This window comes from Thermostichus sp. MS-CIW-25, from assembly GCF_054060015.1.
In genome coordinates, this window is sequence record NZ_JBSSCS010000003.1 from 1 (window position 1) to 19,552 (window position 19,552).

The following is a 19,552-nucleotide window of genomic DNA, read 5'->3' on the forward strand; positions in this document are numbered from 1 at the left end:
AGGTTTTGTCCCAGTACACTTATATGGAGGCGGGCTTTCCTCCCGGCACCAAGCCTGCGGCTATGGTGCGGGCCTCCAGCCCGAAAATAGGTGACATTAGTTTGAAGAGGGATCCCTGCTGGGGTGCTTGAGATCGGTCAAATCGTTGAGGCGGCGCAGGATCCCCCATCCCTGTAGGGCTTCCAGCAGGGCTTCCCGCACGACGGCTACCGTTTCTTGGTCGAGGGCCAACCGCAGATAATCCACCGCCAGCCGGGTTTGCTCGGGATCCAAGTGAGACATTAAACTCTGCAAGCGGCGAACGCCCGCCAGCCGTCTGAAGGGATCGGGAGAGGCAACGTCGCTGAGATCGCGCTCCAATTGAGAACGTTGCCGCTCTTGTCGGCGGCTGAGCCACTCCCCAAACAGCAGCGACAACAAGGCTAGGGTGGCCAATCCCTGTAAAATGGCGCCGGTGGCCAGCCAACGCTGGTTGGATTCCGCCCAGATGGAGACAAGGGTGTAGGTGCCCAAGGTGGCGGCTGCTCCCGAACCAATTGCCAGCAAAAGCCAGCGATCCGCCTGCCGAAACCAAGCTTGCCACTCCTGCCAGCGGCGGTTGAACTCAGGGCTGCGCACCCCCTGTAGCCCCAACATCACCAAGGTGCCCACCCCCAGAGAGAGCGCCAGCCGCCCGTTCCAGAAGGCCAGCCCCGCCAATGCCAAGGCCGACAGAGCCAAAACCCGCCATTGCGGCCCTGCTAGGATCCACAGAGCAACTTGGGATCCCGTCTCCACTGCCCCACGCCCCACCCGCTGCAGATACTCTGGCCAGGATCCCTGGCCGGAAGAAGGGCGACCCGATTGATGCTTCACCGATGGCAACTCCCAAAACTCTGTCGCACCTGACCCTTTGCAAGCGGCAAGATAGATCAACGCTCCTTAAATTATGCTCTTATGCTTTATAGAGTCGAGGTAGGCTTTCCACCCTTGGGTTTGCAACTGGTCGTTTTTCTCCTGCACCGCCTGTTTTAGGCTTTCCCGATAGGCGATCACCCGCCGGAGCAGGTCGGGATCTCCACTGGCCAGGATCTGCACCGCCAGCAGACCCGCATTGTAGCCGTTGCCAATGGCCACCGTGGCCACCGGGATCCCTTTGGGCATTTGCACAATCGAGTATAAGGAGTCGATCCCCTGCAGGGATGGGCTGAGCACCGGCACCCCGATCACCGGCAGAGGGGTGAGAGAGGCCACCATCCCCGGCAAATGGGCTGCTCCCCCTGCCCCGGCAATGATGACGCGGATCCCTTGGGTATGGGCGCAGCGGGCAAACTCTACCATGGCCTCGGGAGTGCGATGGGCGCTGAGGATCTGCAATTGGTAAGGGATCCCAAACTCCTCACACACCTGGGCGGCAGGTGCAAGGGTGGGCAAATCGGAATCGCTGCCCATTACGATGGCAACGAGGGGGGAAGGTTCCATAGGCTGCTGGCCCGGCGTAGCCGATCCATCATCGCATAGCCCAACCCCGTCAAGATGGGCGGGGGTTCTGCCAACAGGAGTGTGGCATCTCCCTCATCCAGGCGGCGCAAGCTGGCAAAGAGGGCGCGGGCGGCTGCCTTGAGATCCGAACCCAAACACTCCAAACTGAACGTGATCCCCGGCCAATGGCGGGAGAGGGTGTTCAGCAGAGCCTGCGGATCCGTGGCAAAGCTGAGGATGCCCAGGTGGGAATGACCGGTTGTCAGGTGCTGCACCTGTTGCCAATCGCCGGGCTGAAGCTGGGCAAAAGGGGTGGGCAAAAGCCGGAGGGGCTTACTGGGGGCATAGTGGCTGCTCAGCCGTCCTGGCGCTTCCGGCGGGCCCGTTTTGCCGTCCTCAGAGGCCCGGATGGGCAGTTTCAGGTGAGCTTCTAGGGCTTCCAGCGGGATCCCTCCTGGGCGCAGCAGCGTCGGGATCCCCTCGGGGCTGAGCTTCAGCACGGTGGATTCTAGGCCCACGGCACACTCTCCCCCGTCCAAGATGTAGGGGATCCGCCCTCCCAGCTCTGCATAGACGGCCTGGGCCGAGGTGGGGCTGATGCGGCCAAAGCGATTGGCACTGGGGGCAGCCAGAGGGGTTTGCACCGCCTGCAACAAAGCTTGAGCCACCGGGTGAGCAGGCACCCGCAGGGCAACAGTAGGCAACCCGCTGCTCACCAGATCCGGCACGGTGGGACACTTGGGCAGCACCAAGGTTAGGGGCCCCGGCCAGAAGGTGTCGATCAGGGATCCCAGCAGAGCACGGGCGGTGGGAGTAAAAGCCGACACATCCACCAGCCACCCCTGCAGCTGCTCTAGGGTCACCCCAGCCGGCAGATGCAGGATCAGGGGATCGAAGCGGGGGCGCTCCTTGGCGGCAAAAATGTTTGCCACTGCCTGCTCATCCAAGCCATTGCCCGCCAGGCCGTAAACCGTCTCCGTGGGGATGGCCACCAACTGGCCCTGCAGCAAGGCTGCCGCCGCTACGGCAATGTGCTCAGGAGTGGGCGAAAGAATTTCCGTCTGCATCCATAACTCGGATTTGGGGTGGGGCTAGGGATCCCGTTCTGCAATCCATTTTCGCGCCTGGTAGAGGGCGATGTTGATTTGATCCCCAAACAGCAGCGCCAAGGAAGTGAGCCAAACCCAGAGCAGCAGAACAATAACCGCCCCCACCGCCCTGTAGACTTGGTTGAACTGCCCAAAGTGCTCCACGTAAATCCGCAACCCCCACGACACCCCAACCCACAGTAGGCTGGCCACGATGGCCCCCGGCCAAATCGGGATTTGGGGTCGGCGCAGGCTGGGGCCAAATCGATACAGCACCCAGCAGGAGAAGACGACCAGCCCCAAGGAAATTGGCCAAGTGAGGATCCCCCACAAGTTCAACCCCAGCTCTCGCAGGGGATCCAACTGAGTCGGCCCGCCAACCTCCTGGGCTAAGGATCTCGCTTTCATGGCCAAGAAGCGCAAAAAGCTGGCACTGAACAAAAAGATCAAGCTGGCCAGTCCGGTCAACCCCAGGGTGGCGAGCATCCAAACCAGCGAGATCAGCTTGCGTCTCCAGAAGGGACGGCGCCTATCTTGAGGGATCTCATGGCTGAGATCCAAAGCTGTCATCACCGCCCCCATGGCTCCAGAAGCAGCCCACAGGGTGCCCAAAAAGCTGAGGGACAACAGCCCCCGTTCGCGTCAGCGGTGCGGAGCACTTTTTTGCCCAAAGCGGAGCTCGCGCACATACCGATCCAAAAGCGCCAGAGCCTCATGGGGAGCAATTTGGCTCAACTGCTCCATCAAGCGCTCGAAGGCTTGCTCAGAGGAGCCGACAAACAGCCCAACCCCGGTCAGGAGCGTGAGGATGAAGGGGAACAGCGCCAACACCGAGCTATAGGCCATTTCAGAGGCCAAGCCAATCGCGTAAGCGGGACGGAGTCCTTACAGCCGGTAGCGCATCGCGTTTTCCCAGGCCAACCGCAGGGTTAGCCAGACCAACTCTCGCCGGGAAGTCCGTCCTGACGACGCGAACGGGATCCCCAGCGCCCACAGCCGCTCAACCAGTCGCTCCAGCAGCCTCATGGTTTAGCACTTCAGCCCACCGGGGTAGGTACTGGGAAAAATCCTGTTTTTTGACAAACCGAAAAGGCCCGGATAGGGATCCCCAGATCACTTGATCGGTCTCTGGATCCCGACCTTGATCCAAGCTGTGAAAATAGTCGGCCCCGATTTCAAATTCGCTGTACAAATAGGTGGTTCTGCCTTTGCGTTCAACAACACAGCCTTTGCCGGGTAGGCTGCGGCCCCGATAGCAGGATCCCGTCCATTCCACCTGGGTGACACAGCCGGGCAAGAGTTCCAACTCCGCTGCTGTCAGACCGGCCAATTTCCCCTTCGCGTAAGCGTTGCTTAGCAACAACTCCCGACCGGCGCACCTGTAGGAGTCAGGAGCTGTCAGAGCATAGTTTTGAATCCGGATCCCATCTGGAGTATCGAAGAGGTGGATCACCCGCTGTCGGTAAGGCTGCTCAGGATAAATGTCGTACAGTTGCTCCACGTAAAACCCCACCCCCTGCAACACCGACCAAGGCAAGGGGCATTGGTACACATGAATGTTGGCAAACCAGACGGGCTCTGCAATCGCCTGTTGTAGGTTGTTGAAGTGCCCTGCCATCCAGGTGGCCAGTTGAGCTAGTTGGGGGGAAACAGACATAGGTTCAGATGGATTCAATGGATTGAAATCGAGAAGATTCAGATCGAGCGCTCCTGATCCTGCAGACTTTGCCCAATTGTCGAGGACTCCGTCGCGATGGCGCGCTCCATGACCCACTTTACAAAATTACCCAAGCTGCTGTTCTCGGGCTCAGTGGGCCATCCAAAGCGGAGTAGCCGGCGCTTTTTGCAGGGGAGCAGTCGACGCCCCAAGAAAGCTTGTATCCTAGAAGGTACAACCCACAGGAAGCAGTGAATTGGGCGGGTTTCCAGGTTTCCCAATGTTGATTTGGATCCCATGAGTGCGCTTCTCTCCCCGGCAACCGATTTGCTGGACGAGTTGCGGCAGCTTTTCCCCTTCGAGCTGGACGACTTTCAGATCCGAGCCATTCAGGTTCTGGCTGCTGGGGAATCGGTGGTGGTCTGTGCTCCCACGGGATCCGGCAAGACCCTGATCGGAGAGTATGCCATCTATCGGGCCCTATCCCAGGGCAAGCGGGTTTTCTATACAACGCCCCTGAAGGCCCTCTCCAACCAAAAGTTCCGGGATTTTGGCCAGCAATTCGGCCCGGAACAGGTTGGCCTGCTCACCGGCGACATCTCCATCAACCGGGAGGCGCCGATCTTGGTGATGACCACCGAGATCTTCCGCAACATGCTCTATGGCACGCCGCTCTCTCTGGCCGTTCAGAGAGGAGCCTCTGGCGATGGGATGGAACCTTGGGAGGAGGCGGAGGCCCTGAGTCGGGATCCCTTGCGAGAGGTGCAGGCGGTGATCCTGGACGAATGCCATTACATGAACGACCAGCAGCGGGGCACCGTCTGGGAAGAAGCAATCATCTACTGCCCCCCCACGATCCAGCTCATTGCCCTTTCTGCCACCCTGGCCAACAGCGACCAGCTCACCGATTGGATGAACCAGGTGCATGGCCCCACCCATCTGATCGACTCCAACCACCGCCCGGTGCCGCTGCAATTTCACTTTGCCAATCGCAAAGGGCTATTTCCGCTGCTGGAACAAACGGAGTCGGGGCAGTGGGTTCGCAACCGCCGCTTGAAAAGCAAACGGCCCAACTCCCACGAGCCCTCCTGGGCAGGAGTGCCGGACATAGCGCAGGTGTTGGAAAACTTGCGCCAGCGGGACATGCTGCCGGCCATCTATTTCATCTTCAGTCGCAAAGGCTGTGATATGGCCGTGGCCAGCGTAAGGGATCTGGACTTGGTAGCCAGCGAGGAAGAACGGCAGCAGTTGGCCGAGCAGATCGACCGCTTTTGTCGAGAAACGCCCGAAGCTGTCCGCCGAGATCAGTTGGATGCCCTTTACCGGGGTATTGCCGCTCACCATGCCGGCATGTTGCCTGCCTGGAAGGGACTGGTGGAGCATCTATTTCAGCAGGGGCTAGTGAAGCTGGTCTTCGCCACTGAGACTTTGGCCGCCGGGATCAACATGCCTGCCCGCACAACTGTCATCTCCTCCCTTTCTAAGCGCACCGACAACGGCCACCGCCTCTTGACCGCTTCTGAGTTCATGCAAATGTCGGGCCGAGCCGGACGGCGGGGCAAGGACATCATCGGCCATGTGGTGACGGTGCAATCCCCGTTTGAGGGGGCCCAAGAAGCTGCACAGCTGGCCACCTCTGGAGCGGATCCCTTGGTGAGCCAGTTTACCCCCACCTATGGCATGGTGCTGAACCTGCTGCAAAAGCACTCTTTGGAAGCAGCACGGGATCTGATCAACCGCAGCTTTGGACAATATTTGCTCTCGTTGCAAAAGTTGCCCGCACAACAGGAAATCCAACACACGCGGGCCGAGCTACAAGAGATCGATCGCATCCTGGCAAACGTTTCCGACGAAGACATTGCCCGCTATGAGAAAATGCAGGCGCAACGGCGGGAAGAACGGCGCATTTTGCGCTACTTGCTCAAACAACGGGAAGCCGAGCCGGATCCCACCTTGCGGCTGTTGGCTTTTCCCCACATCCAAGCCCAAGAGGAAAAAATTCGCGCCCTAGAAGCTCAAATCCGAGAGAACCCCGCTCACCAAGTGGGGAAAAAATTGCTGGGTTTGCGAGAAAAACGCCAGCGCTTGCTCAAGCGCCTCGAGCACCTGGAGCGGCAAAGCGATTCCGTGCAGGAGTTGCGCTGGCAGCAATTTATGGCCTTGGTGGGGGTGTTGCAGGATTTCAACTGTCTGCAAGAATATCAACCTACCGATAGCGGAGAGGTGGTGGCCGCGCTGCGGGGGGATAACGAGCTCTGGCTGGCGCTGGCTCTGCTCTCGGGTGAGTGTCAGGGCTGTGCTCCCCATCATTTGGCCGGAGTTGTGGCTGCCTTGGTCTCAGAGGCTCCCCGTTCAGGTACCTACAGCCGGCTGCGCACCTCGGGGCTGGTGGAGGATGTGCTGCACGGATTGCGGGGTTTACGGCGGCAGCTGTTCCGCAGCCAACGGCAACACCAGGTGTTTCATGTGCCGATCGGGTTTGAGCCCAGCTTGGCTGGGATCGTCGAACATTGGGCTCAAGGGATCCCTTGGGAGACCCTGGAAGCCAGCACCAACCTAGATGCCGGAGACCTGGTGCGCCTGATCCGCCGCACGCTGGATTTGCTTTCTCAGATCCCTTATGTTCCCCATCTGCCGGCGGAGTTACGGGAAAATGCCCGTCAAGCCCAAAAAATGCTGGATCGCTTCCCGGTGAGCGAGTTGATCTAGCGAGCTCAGACCGTTTGCTGTTCAGTGAGGTTGCAGCTCTATGATGCCCGCCGGTGAACCCACCCTCAGGGATGTGTTGAGTGTTATTGAAGAGATCCGGCAAGATGTGGAAGAGATCCGACAGGATGTGGAAGGACTCCGGCAGGATGTCTCCAGAACCAACGAGCGGCTAGAAGCCCTGGCAGCCGATCAAGCAAAGCGCTGGGCCGAGCAGGAAAGACGTTGGGCTGAGCAGGAGAGACGTTGGGCCGAGCAGGGGATAGAAAACCGGGTGATCCTAGAACGAATTGACACCTATCAAAAGGCTAGCGCCCAAGTGGTTAACCTGGCTTTTGCCTTGATTGGAGCTGCCACCGTAGCTCTTGTCGGCATCGTCCTACGGTTGGCCGTTAGTCTATAGTCAGCTGGTTCGGCAAAAACTTCGGCAGGCAGGATGGCCTTGCTTCTCTATTCGGCAACTGGTACGGCTTGTCCTTGAGTTTGGCATTCCGAATGGCCACCTCTGACAGGGCCATGTCCCACCCCGTCTGTTATATCCCCTATTGTGTCCCACTTTAGCCTGGATTACAGTGGGTTTCCCCGGTCTATCGTGGACACTAAAAAGCCCAGAAGCCTTGCTGGGTAAGAGCTTTCTGGACTTCAGTGGACGTTATCGGATTACGGAGAGAGTGGGATTCGGTCGCGCCAGCGGGCCGGATGGCCCTACCCACGGTGAGTTGCTCTCACAAACAAGTTCCAGCGGAGAGAGTGGGATTCGGTCGCGCCAGCGGGCCGGATGGCCTTACCCACGGTGAGTTGCTCTCACAAACAAGTTCCAGCGGAGAGAGTGGGATTCGAACCCACGGTGAGTTGCCCCACACAGCATTTCCAGTGCTGCGCCTTCGACCACTCGGCCATCTCTCCAGATTGAGAATAGGGGCGACTTTCCAGGAGGGCTAAAAAGTCAGCTTTGTGATCCTAGCAAAGGATGGAAGCTATTAACGGGATCCTTTGGGCTCCCCAGGCCGAAACATTTGCAGCAGCACTTGCCGGCGAGAGCACCGCCAGTAATCAACATGGGATCCGATCAACCCCGTCTCATTGATCTGCATCTCTGTCCAGCCGGGGATGCACAGGCGGGGACGCCAAGGCAAAGCCAAAGAACCGCTTAGGATCCACTCGGTGCGGATCTGGCTGCCGGTTTGTCGAATATCCTGCAGCTCGAGACGGATATCCTCTATCCAACGCCCTATCCCCTCGATCATGCGGCGATAGCGATCCAAGCCGCGAAACTCGTTGAGGGGATCCCGGAAGTAAACCTGGGGATCGTAAATCGAATAAGTTTGATTTTTGGGAAAGCGAGCATAATCTGCCCGCAAGATGGCCACCAGATCGGCGCTAGGCGGGGCTGGGGAAGGAAGGCTCATAGCTTGGCCGCAACAGAAAGAGACACCGTTTCTCCGGGGGCAGGGCAACACAACCGGATAGATTGGGACGTGGCGGCATTCAAGGCTGCCAGCTTTTCTCGAAACTCCTGCAGGCTGCCCAAGGGGCGGATCTGGGCGGCAAACCACCCGTGGTAGTCCACCTCTCCCATCGCCGTAGGGATCACCTGCTGGGGGCGTAGGGCTGCCACCACCTCCAGGGCCCGCTCTGGCCCCATGATCACCTCTCCCAAGAGGGGAAAGATCTGCCCCACCACCGGGATCAGCAGAGTATGAATGGGGCACAATTCCTGCTGCAGCCGCGGGCGGACATCCGGCTGGGACAGATGAGGCTCGTAGTAAAGCCGTGTCTGAGAGGGCACCTCTTCCAGCAGATAGCCCAGCTCACGGACAGGCCCTAGGGGCGCACCGGGAATGGCTGTGACCCGCAGATCCCCCCACTGAGCGGACTGCCAGGGATCCAGAGCTTGAACCGTTGCAAATCCCAGACTCTTCACGACTCTGGCCGCAGCCGGCGAAGCCAAAACGGGGATTCGCTTATCCAGGCGCTGCAGCGTTGGCGGGTGGCAGTGATCCGGCTGGGCTTGGCTGAGGAGGATCCCGTCGATTTTGGGCAAGGTCTCCGGCGTAAAAGGGAGCGGCTGGCGGTGCTCCAGGCGGATGAACCAGGGGATCCCCAGAAACACCAGGGGATCCACCAGCCACGGATCCAATAGGAAGGTTTGCTCCCGGGTGTGGATGAGCCAACTGTTGAGGTCGATGCGGGTCAGTTGCATGAGTTTGAAGTGAGGTTATTGCCCGGTAATGGAGAGATCGGCAACCCAAATGCGGGGACACAGCCCACCGGGTGTGACTTGCGGCTCGGGCTCGACGTAGAAAATCGACTTCAACAGCTCCAGGAAGTCTCCGGCCACCGTGGCCGCTTCGATGCTGATGCGTTCTCCTTGGCGCACCCACCACCCCTGAAACGGCAGCGAGAAGGATCCCTGTAGGGGCTTAACGCCGGCATGAAGCGCTTGCAGCTCATCGATCCAAACTACATTTTCAGCCGTAGCCAAGTCATAGGTGCTCTCCGGCGGTGCCCCGGCAAATACATGGTAGTAGTGGGCGGCAACTGTGACCTTGGCGCCGATGTTGGCATGGCCAGTGGGCTTGGCTCCTAGGCGCTTAGCCGTACCGGCGCTGTGCAAAAAGTGGGTCAAGACCCCATTGGTGATGAGGGGGACACGGCGGGTGGGGGTGCCTTCGCCATCAAAGCTGATCGCTCCCACATTGGTCGGGTGTAGGGCATCGTCACACACCGATAGAAGAGGCGAGGCAATGGTCTTGCCCAGGGATTCTGGGGTGGACAGGCTTTGGTTGTCCAAAATGTTTTGAGCATTGAACACATTGGAGAAGGCGCTCAACAAACTCAAAAAGGCTTCTCCGGAAAAGACCACTGTGTATTTTCCAGAGGGGATCCGCTCGTACTCCAGATGGCTCATCAATTTCTCAGCAGCTTCCTGCACACAACCCTGGATATCCAACTCATCCAGGCTGCGGGCCACTCGCATGGCTCCGGCACTGCGGGGTTTGCGGCCCTCTTGCTCTGCCTTGCTGTAGAGAAAAACCGAAGCGAGGGTATGCTCCTCTTGTCGCAGGGCTTGGTGGCTGTTGAGGTAGAAGCGGTTGATTTGCCGCTGCGCTAGGCCGTTGTAGGGCACCCCCTGAATGGCGGGATGGGATCCCAGCAGTGCCTTTTCAGCAGCCACCAACTGTTCCAACAAGTCGCCAGCCAAAGCCAACGGCCCTTTGTCGTTACAAGGCTGAGCAATAGGCAGAGTGGCTTCTGGGCTGAATTGAGGGGCATGTTCCCGCAGGCCAAAACGGCTGGCTTCAAAGGCCGTTTGCAGGGCCAGTTCCAGCCCCGCCTCATCCACATCGGTGGTGGAGGTCACCCCCACCTGACCCTGGTCGTTCCAGGCCCGCACCGTCACGCTGCAGCGGTGGGAAGCCTTGACCTGGCGAGGTTCCCCATGATCTACCTGCACGCTGGTTTCATCCACTTGAGCCCCGTAGAGATCAAACTGAGGGATCCCCAACCGCTGGGCACAGCTTTGTGCCTGTTCTGCCAACACCTCGACTTGCACCATTGCCACTCCCCAAGTTCCTGTTGCCATCCAGCGCCTCTAGTAAACTACCCGCACTCATGCTGACGCAGAGCGCTCCGCACCGCTAAAGCGAAAGAGTGCAGGCTTTCGGTAGCCCTGTAGTTGGCAAGCCAACCACGGACCTCTAGGCTGGTTTACAGCAGCCCCAAGTTTGGCAATCATGTTGGCCCCATTCCAGTCCGCATCCCCTTCCCATCCACAGTGCCCACACTTAAACTGCTTCCCACTGCGATAGGATTGCGCAGGGTCGGGATGGATGTGCAAACACTTGTGACAGGTCTGCGAGGTATAAGCAGGCGGAACAAGGATCAGAGAAACCCCTGCAACTCTCGCCTTGTATTCCAGAAACTGCCTCAGTTGGTAGAACGCCCAACTGTTGGCCCTGCGCCGCTCGGCTTTGCTGCGGGGTTGTTGGTTGATACGCTTCTCCTTACCAGACAGCCGTTGCAACAGTTCTCTGCATCTGCGCCGCGAACTGCGTGTGCCCTTTTTGCGTTGGAGTACCGCCCTCAACCGGGAGTAGTGGTCTCGGACTCTGTTCAACTGCTGTCCATTCCAGTTGTCCCCCTCTGACGTATGGGCAATATCTGTCCTTCCCAAATCCACGCCTATTACCCGAGCTGTGTTCTGCCGCTCCGGTAACTTTGCTTCCACGCAAATCTGGATGGAGTAGGAACCGTCTTTGCGCTTGACCAGAGTGGCCGATTTGGGATTGGAGCCTGCCAACTGTTCTCTCTGGTAATGACCAATCGCCAGCTCAAAGCGCTCTCGACCCTCCACCGTGGTCAGCGACACCGTCCAGTCTTTCTCGCGGAACGAAAAGAGACGAGCATCATAGGTAGCAAAGCCGCCCTTGAACGCTTTGACCGGGCGGTTTTTCTGTTGTGCCACCTTGCGAGCAGACGCTACCCGTCTGCATATCTGTTGGTCGCGTAAGCGGGACGTAGTCCTTGCCAAATTACTGGACAAGCCGAAACGGGCACGGATTTCGTAGTAGCACAGGGATTGGAGTTTCAGTGGGTTGACGACTTTCTCGGGTGTGTTTTGGTTGACCCAGTTCAAGGCTTGGCCGTTCGCGTTAGCGTCGCGTAGCGATAAAGCATCCAATGTCTCGTCCAATTTGGCGGCTTGCGACTGGGACACCTTGAGCTTGCAAGAAACGGTCAGGACTTGGGTCATAGCCTTATTGCATTTTACTCACATTCCTCCCGACCCTTGCCCTGTGGGCAGAGAGCGGGGCTCCTGCGGTTTCTAGCTGACGGGCCAGCCAGGCGGTCAACTCTTCCGAGCTGCTGAAGTCCAACAGAGCTTCCCCCAGCGCCTCCAGTTGTGACGTTGACAAAGCCCAAATCTTATTCTCAAGGGCCGGGCCAAGGGATCCCAACTTCCGCCTGAGCAGCCGCAAAACCAGCGTTGCTTCCCCGTGTTGCAATCCCTGCTGTAATCCTTGTTGTAGTCCCTGTTGTAACCCTTGTTGCAGGCCCAGTTGTAGTCCTTCTTTGCGTCCTTCTTCCAGTCCCTCTCGCAGAGCTTCTGCCCGCCACTCTTGGTAGATCACCGATTCCCTCATATCCAAAGACCTCATGATCTGCCAATCAAACCCCGATCCAATGCTAGTCCTGCCAAGACGGCTGTTGCGGCTGCCAATTCCCTTCTCTCACTGGGGTCTGCCAAGCTCTCTAGCTCACTGACCACCTCTCGCAAGGTTTCTGCTGGATCTTCCACCTGGCTTAGAACCCGAAACGGTAGCAGGGCTTGCCGATCCGCTCCGGCCCTCAAATCGCATTCCCACAGGCGGACAACATCAAACTCATGGCTCAGCCTCTCTAGACGAAAAGAGGTCTGGAAAACTCCCTCCGACCCCGTTTTGCGCAAGTCAATGACCACCTGCTGCACCGATAGGTGAGGATACTCCGATAGAGTCGGAGCCGAGCCACTTCTCCCATGAGCCAGCGGACAAACTGCTCTGGGAAACGCTCGGCCAGATATTTGCAGACGTTGTCATAGGCCATGTCGAGGTGGATCCCTGGAATTAGCGACCGCCCACGGTAATGGAATCTACCTTGATGTGAGGCTGCCCGACGGTGACGTAAATGCTGCCACTTACAGAGCCACAGAACCCAGCTGCCAAGCTGAGGTCCTTAGAACACATGGAAATTTTGGTCAAGATGTCTTTGGCTTCTCCGATCAGAGTGGCTCCCTTGAGGGGTTTGGTAATCTTGCCGTTTTCGATGAGATAGGCTTCTTCGACGGCGAAGTTAAATTGCCCAGTGGGGCCGACGCTCCCTCCCCCCATACGCTTGCAGTAAATGCCTTTGTCGATAGAAGCAAAAAGATCGTCCAACTCTGCATCTCCAGGGGCGATGTAAGTGTTGCGCATACGGCTGGCAGGGGCAAAGGTGTAGTTTTGGCGGCGACCGCTGCCGGTGCGGGGGTGGCCGGTGCGCATTGAGCCAGCCCGATCCGCCAAGAAGTTTTTCAAAATGCCCTTCTCGATCAGCAGAGTGCGCTGGACGGGCATCCCCTCGTCATCCACATCCAGGCTGCCAAAGGCCCCTTCAGAGAGACCTTCATCCCAGGCGGTAAGGTTTTTGTGGGCAATCTTCTGGCCTTTTTTGTCGGCAAAGGGCGTGGTTTTGCGCTCAATTTGGGTGGTTTCCAACAAGTGGCCGCAGGCTTCGTGGAAAATGACGCCGCCAAAGGCGTTGGACATCACAATCGGGTAGGTGCCGGATTCCACATAGTCGGCATAGAGCATCTGGCCGGCAGCTTCTGCCAGCTCCCGGCTGTGGGCCTCCAGATCCCAGCGGCGCAGAAAGTCGGGATCCCCCGTACCGCCGGAGCGTTGACTGACAGAGGCGCGATGGGATCCATCGGCACAGAGCAGCGTAGAGCTCACGGATTGGGTGAGGCGCACATCCCGCACAAAGGTGCCATCGCTGCAGGCCACCAGAATCTCTTGCCAATCGCGGAAATAGGTGGTGCGGCGGGACTGCACATGGCGGGCTTGGCGACCCAGTTGCTCGTTGGCTTTGAGCAGGATCTCCCCCATCTCCGCAATGGGGCTACATTCCTTCAACCAGCCATCTTTGCGGCGACGCTCGCCGTAGTCCTGCAGCATCTCCAGGTTGATGGCAGAAACCAGCGCTGTGGGGCCGGGAGGGGTGAGGCCCATCAGCGAAAGGCCCTTCTCCAGAGCAGCCTTGAGACCGGCAAAGGACAGATCGTTGGTGCTGACGTAGCAGTCGGCCAAGCCGCGAAACACCCGCACGCCGGCCCCGGTGGAGAGCCGTGGGGTGATGCTGGTGATGGCGTCATCTTCGGCCAGGCAACTGATGGAATTGCCCCGTTCTAGAAAAATCTCCACCAAATCGGCACCGGCAGCGCGCCCCCAGCCCAACAGGGCAGAGAGGGGATCCCGCCAATCCTCGTCGAAGCGCTGTAGAGTATGACGGTAGTTCAGGTTGGGCAGTTCTTTGGACAAAAGCAGCATGGCAGGCTCAGGGAGTAGAGACGAGCTAAGGCCGGCGCAAGTTTTCGTTTTCTCAGTTTAACAAGGAGTAAAGGTTCTCCCCTGCCGGCAGGTTGGCCTTGAGCTTGACAAGGGCGGGGGAGCAATCGAAGATCGCTGCACAAGGAAACCTCGACTTGCAATGGCTGCCAAGAAAAAACCGCCGGAGCTTCAGCCCAGCCTGTTTGACGATCCCATCGAGCCGCCAGCCCCGGCGGAGGAGACACTCCCCCAGTGGGATCAGATCCCCCTGTCGGCCCAGGTGTCCATCCCCCCCGGCACTTACAGGGATTTGGAGCAACTGAAGCAGCATTGTTTGGTATGCCAGCGCTGCGACTTGGCAGCCAGCCGTACCCATGTGGTGGTGCATCGGGGCAACCCCAAGGCAAGGATTTTAATCATCGGAGAGGGGCCAGGGGAAAGCGAAGACCTGCAGGGGCTGCCTTTTGTGGGCAAGTCGGGACAATTGCTGGATAAAATCCTGGCTTCGGTGGGGCTGGATCCCGAGCAGGACACCTACATCTGTAATGTGGTCAAGTGCCGCCCCCCTAACAACCGCGTGCCCACCCAGGAGGAGATGGACGCCTGCCGTCCCTATCTGTTGGAGCAGATTCGCCTGGTGGATCCCTGGATTATTCTGCTCACGGGGGCCACCTCGGTGCGCTCCCTTTTGGGCGAGAAGCGAGGGATCACCAAGATCCGCGGGGAATGGATCCAGTGGCAGGGACGCTGGTGTATGCCCATTTTTCACCCGGCCTATCTGCTGCGCAACCCAGACCGCACCCCTGGCAGCCCCAAGTGGTTGATGTGGCAGGATATTCAGGCGGTGAAGCAAAAGTATCTGGAACTCACCGGCACAGCACCGCCCCAGCCCAACTTTTGAGCCCATTTCCCCAAGCGCCCCTCCTCCCAAAGGGGAGCAAGGGATCCCTACCTTGGCTGATCCCCAGGTTTGAACCCAGTCAAGAGGCCAAAGCGGAGCAAGCCGGTGGCATAAGCCTGACGCATCAGGCCCAGCCCCAGCGCCCCGCGAACGGTAACCCAGCCGCTGCGCAGCAAAGCCCAGATCCAGCGCCAGTCGCGGGCAGAAGCGATCACCTCATCCCAGAAAGGGGCCACCCGCTCCGACCAGTCGGCGCTGCGCACCTGCTCAAAGCCCACCTGTTGGGCCAGAGCCTCGTAGCTGGAGAGGCTGATCACATAGGGCAGGCAGTACACCTCGTAGATTTTCTGCAAAAGCTGTTGATCCTGCTGGCTCAGGGATCCCTCGCGGTGGCACCAGGTCACCACCATCAACTGCCCGCCCGGTTGCAAGACCCGCCAGCCCTCGGCCAGAAACTGCCGCTTATCCGGCATGTGCTCGCCGCTTTCCAAAGACCACACCAGATCAAAGGTGTTGTCTGCAAAGGGCATCTCCAGGGCATCGGCCACCTGAAATCGCACCTTGTTGCTCAGGCCGGCCTCTTGGGCGCGCTCCCCGGCCCGCTGGGCTTGGACGGGGCTGAGGGTAATGCCCGTAACCTGTGCCCCGAAGCGCTGGGCTAATTCCAAACTGCTCCCCCCAATGCCACAGCCAAGATCGAGAATGTGCTGGGGAGAGCAGGGATCCCCGATCTGGCCCCACTGGATAACCCTGTCGATCAAGTCAATCTGAGCTTGGCGGCGATCCTTACCGGTTTGGCCCGGCTCGTAATAGCCATGGTGCATGTGCTCCCCCCACACCCGCTCCCAGAGGCCGGAGGAGGCATCGTAGAAGTGGCGAATGCGTTGGTTGAGGGTGGAGGTCATGGCAACAGATCTCCATGGCTTTTTTATTTTGGATCCTCTCGCCCGTGATGGGGAACCCTTGCGCCAGCCGGACGGAGCCATAGTAACAGACCCTTTCCGGGCTCACCTTGGAGCAGAAAGCGATCCCAGCGCCCAAACCAACCGCTGCACAGCACTGAAGAGCACCAGAATTGCCATCAGCCCAAACAAGCCCACCATGTACTCCGGGAAAAGGAAAAACAAGCCGTAGAAAAAGATGGTTTCGCTGCCCTCGATAAGCCCCGACGGCATACTTAAGCTGGTCAGTTCATCCAGGGATCCCGCCCCGACAGTGCCATCCGTCCTTGTTGCTCCGCAACGCTGTCGCGAACGCCGTTTTTCCAACAGCCCTGCCAAATACATCCAGGAGCAAAGGTTGATGTAAAAGCTGGCCAGCATCAGAGCCAGAGAAGCATAGCCCAGCAGGGATCCCTGGTGAAAGGCCAGCCCCAGGGGAACGACTGCGTAGACCACCACGTCCAGCAGCATATCCAGGTAGCCCCCCAGATCGCTTTGCCGTCCCTGCAGACGAGCCAACGTGCCGTCCAGCCCGTCCATAAACCGGTTCAGCAACCACAGGCCCAGCCCCCACCCGTAGGCCCCGTAAGCTGCCGCTGTCCCAGAGGCCAGGCCCATGGCAAACCCCGACAGGGTAATGGCTAGGGGATGCACCTGTTGGAGAGGGGTTTGCAGCACTGGAGCCAACAGCCGCTCCTTCCACTGCCTAAGCACCTTATCCAGCAAGAAACACTCCTTTCTTATTGCTCTGCAACGCTGTTGCCGATGATCACCACCGGCTGGGATCCCAGAGGCCAGAGGCACAAAACCTCTGGATTCAATTTTCTTGCTCCGCACCGCCAACGCGATGGAAATCATCATCCCAGAATCATCCCAGATGATGAGAATGCTACTGAAGGGAGGTCAGAGCAAAGTGCTGTGCCTACGGCAAAGGAACCGCACCGCTGTTGCGAATGAAGCGGATACCTACGCGGAGTATGTTTGCTCTGGCCCCTTTCCTCTACCGGAAGTGCTGCGGCAAGCCTAGGCTGGGACAAAGCCTGTGGGTAAACTAAAGGTTAGGCTGGGTAGCCTATCGCCTGGCGGACTGTGTGCTCCTTAACTCGGTGTTCGCGGCACCTTTTTCTCCCTCAACTCCAACATACCTACGAGCGAGTCCATGAGCGAGACCCCCACTTCCCCAGCAGAAGCGTTCGCGGCACCAGAGCCGGCCATTGCCATCACCGGCCTGACCAAAACCTATCGCACAGGATTTTGGCTGAACAAGGTGGTCAGCCCCCTCAAAGATTTTTCTCTGACTGTGGCCCGCGGAGAAACCTTTGGGCTGCTGGGGCCCAACGGGGCCGGGAAAACCACCACCATCAAATGCCTACTGGGCATTGTGGAGCCCACCCGCGGCAGCGGCACTTTGCTGGGCAAACCCCTGGGGGATCGCTCCATCAAGCAACAGGTGGGATATTTGCCGGAGAACCCCTATTTTTACGATTACTTGACGGCATGGGAGTTTCTCCAGTTTGCCGGCAAGGTGTTTGGTCTGCCCAATAGCCTGTTGAAGGAGCGGATCCCGCAACTGCTGGAGCTGGTGGGGCTTTCTATAGATACGGCCCGCAAAAAACAACTGCGCACCTACTCCAAGGGCATGCTGCAGCGCACTGGCATGGCCCAAGCGCTGATCAACGACCCAGAGCTGGTGTTTCTGGATGAGCCGATGTCGGGGTTGGATCCGATGGGCCGCTATCAAATGCGCGAGATCATTCTGTCCCTCAAGCAGCAGGGCAAAACGGTGTTTTTCAACAGCCATATCCTGGCGGATGTGGAAGTTATCTGCAACCGAGTCGGCCTGATCATCGGCGGCAAATTGGTGCATCAGGGAACTTTGGATGACTTGCTGGGAGAGAGCAAAAGCTATCGGGTACAGGGGCACGGTGGCGCCGTCGAACAGTTCCGCGACCGCCTAGAGCACTTCTCGATTCAGGGATCCCATTGGTCGGGGGAATGGAGTGGATCCCTACCAGAGTTGCTGAGCCTTTTGAACCAAGCGGGGGCACTGGTCACCGACTTGCATTGGCAACGGCAATCCCTAGAAGAATTCTTTGTGGAGCAAGTGCGGGCCATTGAAGGGGATCATCCGGTCTCTGCCTAGGCTGGCCGTTCGCACTGGTGCTATGGAGAACCCCGAGAGCAGGACGGAGTTCTGCCCTGAGTATTTCCCAGTAGGGGACCCTGTGCTGATACATTTACGCTGAACACTGCTGAACATCACTGTTCAACTATGCAGCGATAGCATTCTGTTTGTTTCCAAACAGAATGGCGGTATCCCGCAAAGCTTTGAGTAGAATACCCAAAGCGCAGTTTCCGTGTCGTCTTACTACCAATTTTCTGCTTTGCTTTGGCTACCATGTTGGCAGACTCGAAAGTAAACAGAAAGATCAACTAGTAGTAATCCGTACTGAACATATTATACATTATTTTCAGTATAGTTGAGCTTATTATTGACTAGAGTCATGCTCCGCACCGCTAATCGGCGGCAATAACAGCCCGGTAGTAGCCTTCCAACTGTTGGGTGGCTGCCGACCAGCTCCAACGTTCTGCCTCTTGGCGGGCTTGCTGTCGGAAGAGCTGTCGCTGCCCGACGCTGCTCAGGAGTTGCTGGGTAACCTGGACAAAGTCGCTATCCGAATTGGGATCGAACAGAAAGCCATTGCGCCCACTGTCCACCACATCGGTAATGCCGCCGCAGCGGGGGGCGATCACCGGACAACCGGCAGCCATGGCTTCCAACAGAACCAGCCCCAAGGTCTCGGTGCGGGAGGGGAACACGAACAAATCCGCCGAAGCAAAGGCCGCTGCCAGAGACTCCCCCTGCAGATAGCCCGTAAACACCACATCGTAGCCGGCAAAATGTTGCTCCAGGGATCCCCGCTCTGGCCCATCCCCCACAATAGCTAGGCGCGCCTGCGGGATCCGCTCTAGCAACACCCGGATCCGCCCTACTTCCTTCTCAGCCGAAAGCCGTCCCACGTAGAGCAAGAGAGGCCGTTCCGGTTGCCCCGCCGTGAGCCGAGCCCGCATTTCTGAACTGGCCGCCTGGGGATGAAACAACTCCGTGTCCACTCCTCGCTGCCACAGCTGCACCCGCTCAATGCCGTGGGCGCTCAGCTCCTGCATCATGGCCGTTGAGGTGCAAAGATTGACCCGCGCCAAATTGTGCCCCAGCTTCAGGAGATTCCACAAAACCCCCTCCAGAAAGCCCAGCCCATAATGCTGCAGATACTTCGGCAGATGGGTATGGTAGGACGCCACCAGTGGGATCCCCATCGTCTGGCTGTAGTAGAGGCCCCCCAATCCCAAAACCGCCGGGTTCACCACGTGGATCACATCCGGTCGGAAACGGCTGAGCAACTTGCCGATGGCCGGGCCAGGGGCGGCCAGCTTCAACTCTGGATACAGAGGCAGCGGCATCCCCGGGATCCCGTAGACCCGTGCCCGTGCAAACCGCCGGGGGGCTCCCCGGGGCGCGACGATGAGCACCGAGTTGCCTCGAGCGGTTAGGTGACGCACCGTGTGGCAGAGGCGGGTAACGATGCCGTCCACCTTGGGCAGAAACGTCTCCGTAAACAGGGCTATGCGCATCAGGGATCCCAAGCCTACTGTTATTGCTCCGCAACGCTGCTGCGACCGCGCTACTCGGACGGAGCCCTTAAAGACTCTAGAATGAGTGTTGCACA

The 19,552-nt window shown here is 58.6% G+C and carries 20 protein-coding genes, 1 tRNA gene and 1 pseudogene; 5 read left to right on the plus strand and 17 right to left on the minus strand.

Annotated elements, in window-relative coordinates; genetic code table 11:
* Positions 1-96: 96 nt before the first annotated feature.
* The 6 genes and pseudogenes from ACVWZ1_RS01715 to ACVWZ1_RS01740 all read right to left on the minus strand — a co-directional run bounded on the left by ACVWZ1_RS01715 (position 97) and on the right by ACVWZ1_RS01740 (position 4,206).
* Entirely contained in the window at positions 97-855 is a 759-nt protein-coding gene (locus ACVWZ1_RS01715) for a hypothetical protein (protein WP_457502373.1), read from the minus strand.
* A gap of 66 nt (positions 856-921) precedes the next feature.
* On the minus strand, positions 922-1,461 hold the full coding sequence (gene purE, locus ACVWZ1_RS01720) for a 5-(carboxyamino)imidazole ribonucleotide mutase (RefSeq protein WP_457466701.1): 540 nt from the start codon (positions 1,459-1,461) through the stop codon (positions 922-924).
* Positions 1,431-2,528: an L-threonylcarbamoyladenylate synthase gene (locus tag ACVWZ1_RS01725; RefSeq protein ID WP_457466702.1), complete on the minus strand. Its 1,098-nt coding sequence runs from the start codon at positions 2,526-2,528 to the stop codon at positions 1,431-1,433. Before ACVWZ1_RS01725 ends, purE begins: the two co-directional genes overlap by 31 nt.
* A gap of 24 nt (positions 2,529-2,552) precedes the next feature.
* Positions 2,553-3,395: pseudogene (locus ACVWZ1_RS01730) on the minus strand (YihY/virulence factor BrkB family protein).
* 39 nt (positions 3,396-3,434) lie between these two features.
* A complete protein-coding gene (locus ACVWZ1_RS01735; protein ID WP_457466703.1) occupies positions 3,435-3,575 on the minus strand; it encodes a hypothetical protein in 141 nt (46 codons plus the stop codon).
* The gene (locus ACVWZ1_RS01740; RefSeq protein WP_457502374.1) at positions 3,550-4,206 is read right to left on the minus strand and encodes a CpcT/CpeT family chromophore lyase; all 657 of its coding nucleotides are present in this window, start codon (positions 4,204-4,206) and stop codon (positions 3,550-3,552) included. Before ACVWZ1_RS01740 ends, ACVWZ1_RS01735 begins: the two co-directional genes overlap by 26 nt.
* A 297-nt stretch (positions 4,207-4,503) precedes the next feature.
* Between ACVWZ1_RS01740 and ACVWZ1_RS01745 the strand changes: the two genes are divergently transcribed.
* Positions 4,504-6,915, plus strand: a complete 2,412-nt coding sequence (locus tag ACVWZ1_RS01745) for a DEAD/DEAH box helicase (protein WP_457466705.1) — start codon at positions 4,504-4,506, stop codon at positions 6,913-6,915.
* Between the two features lie 40 nt (positions 6,916-6,955).
* Complete coding sequence (locus ACVWZ1_RS01750) at positions 6,956-7,315, plus strand: hypothetical protein (RefSeq protein ID WP_414331067.1); 360 nt, start codon at positions 6,956-6,958, stop codon at positions 7,313-7,315.
* Positions 7,316-7,733: 418 nt separating this feature from the next.
* Here ACVWZ1_RS01750 and ACVWZ1_RS01755 read toward each other — a convergent pair.
* From ACVWZ1_RS01755 to ACVWZ1_RS01790, 8 genes are all read right to left on the minus strand, one after another.
* Positions 7,734-7,818, minus strand: a tRNA-Ser gene (locus ACVWZ1_RS01755).
* Positions 7,819-7,892: 74 nt separating this feature from the next.
* Entirely contained in the window at positions 7,893-8,321 is a 429-nt protein-coding gene (locus tag ACVWZ1_RS01760) for a DUF2358 domain-containing protein (RefSeq protein WP_457502375.1), read from the minus strand.
* Positions 8,318-9,115, minus strand: coding sequence for an MBL fold metallo-hydrolase (locus ACVWZ1_RS01765; RefSeq protein ID WP_457502376.1), 798 nt, complete (start codon positions 9,113-9,115; stop codon positions 8,318-8,320). The genes ACVWZ1_RS01760 and ACVWZ1_RS01765 overlap by 4 nt, the downstream gene beginning before the upstream one ends.
* A 15-nt stretch (positions 9,116-9,130) precedes the next feature.
* On the minus strand, positions 9,131-10,471 hold the full coding sequence (locus tag ACVWZ1_RS01770) for a TldD/PmbA family protein (RefSeq protein WP_457502377.1): 1,341 nt from the start codon (positions 10,469-10,471) through the stop codon (positions 9,131-9,133).
* Positions 10,472-10,525: 54 nt separating this feature from the next.
* A complete protein-coding gene (locus tag ACVWZ1_RS01775) occupies positions 10,526-11,668 on the minus strand; it encodes an RNA-guided endonuclease InsQ/TnpB family protein (RefSeq protein WP_457502378.1) in 1,143 nt (380 codons plus the stop codon).
* A gap of 4 nt (positions 11,669-11,672) precedes the next feature.
* Positions 11,673-12,074: a DUF4351 domain-containing protein gene (locus tag ACVWZ1_RS01780; RefSeq protein WP_457502379.1), complete on the minus strand. Its 402-nt coding sequence runs from the start codon at positions 12,072-12,074 to the stop codon at positions 11,673-11,675.
* Positions 12,071-12,376 carry a hypothetical protein gene (locus ACVWZ1_RS01785; protein ID WP_457502380.1) on the minus strand — a complete coding sequence of 102 codons (306 nt, stop codon included), beginning with the start codon at positions 12,374-12,376 and terminating at the stop codon, positions 12,071-12,073. Before ACVWZ1_RS01785 ends, ACVWZ1_RS01780 begins: the two co-directional genes overlap by 4 nt.
* Before the next feature lie 145 nt (positions 12,377-12,521).
* Positions 12,522-13,982, minus strand: a complete 1,461-nt coding sequence (locus ACVWZ1_RS01790; protein WP_414344863.1) for a TldD/PmbA family protein — start codon at positions 13,980-13,982, stop codon at positions 12,522-12,524.
* A 160-nt stretch (positions 13,983-14,142) separates the two neighbouring features.
* On the opposite strand from ACVWZ1_RS01790, the gene ACVWZ1_RS01795 reads away from it, so the two are divergent.
* Positions 14,143-14,883: a uracil-DNA glycosylase gene (locus ACVWZ1_RS01795; RefSeq protein ID WP_457384204.1), complete on the plus strand. Its 741-nt coding sequence runs from the start codon at positions 14,143-14,145 to the stop codon at positions 14,881-14,883.
* A 47-nt stretch (positions 14,884-14,930) separates the two neighbouring features.
* Here the strand turns inward: ACVWZ1_RS01795 and ACVWZ1_RS01800 are convergent, their stop codons facing one another.
* Together ACVWZ1_RS01800 and ACVWZ1_RS01805 are read right to left on the minus strand one after the other, a co-directional pair.
* Positions 14,931-15,788 carry a methyltransferase domain-containing protein gene (locus ACVWZ1_RS01800; RefSeq protein WP_457502381.1) on the minus strand — a complete coding sequence of 286 codons (858 nt, stop codon included), beginning with the start codon at positions 15,786-15,788 and terminating at the stop codon, positions 14,931-14,933.
* Positions 15,789-15,890: 102 nt separating this feature from the next.
* The gene (locus tag ACVWZ1_RS01805; RefSeq protein ID WP_457502382.1) at positions 15,891-16,685 is read right to left on the minus strand and encodes a CDP-alcohol phosphatidyltransferase family protein; all 795 of its coding nucleotides are present in this window, start codon (positions 16,683-16,685) and stop codon (positions 15,891-15,893) included.
* Between the two features lie 16 nt (positions 16,686-16,701).
* Between ACVWZ1_RS01805 and ACVWZ1_RS01810 the strand changes: the two genes are divergently transcribed.
* Together ACVWZ1_RS01810 and ACVWZ1_RS01815 are read left to right on the plus strand one after the other, a co-directional pair.
* Positions 16,702-16,851, plus strand: a complete 150-nt coding sequence (locus tag ACVWZ1_RS01810; RefSeq protein WP_187147236.1) for a hypothetical protein — start codon at positions 16,702-16,704, stop codon at positions 16,849-16,851.
* Positions 16,852-16,983: 132 nt separating this feature from the next.
* The gene (locus tag ACVWZ1_RS01815; protein ID WP_457384207.1) at positions 16,984-17,967 is read left to right on the plus strand and encodes an ABC transporter ATP-binding protein; all 984 of its coding nucleotides are present in this window, start codon (positions 16,984-16,986) and stop codon (positions 17,965-17,967) included.
* Between the two features lie 374 nt (positions 17,968-18,341).
* On the opposite strand, the gene ACVWZ1_RS01820 is transcribed toward ACVWZ1_RS01815, so the two are convergent.
* Positions 18,342-19,457 carry a glycosyltransferase family 4 protein gene (locus ACVWZ1_RS01820; protein ID WP_414383974.1) on the minus strand — a complete coding sequence of 372 codons (1,116 nt, stop codon included), beginning with the start codon at positions 19,455-19,457 and terminating at the stop codon, positions 18,342-18,344.
* Positions 19,458-19,552 lie beyond the last annotated feature (95 nt).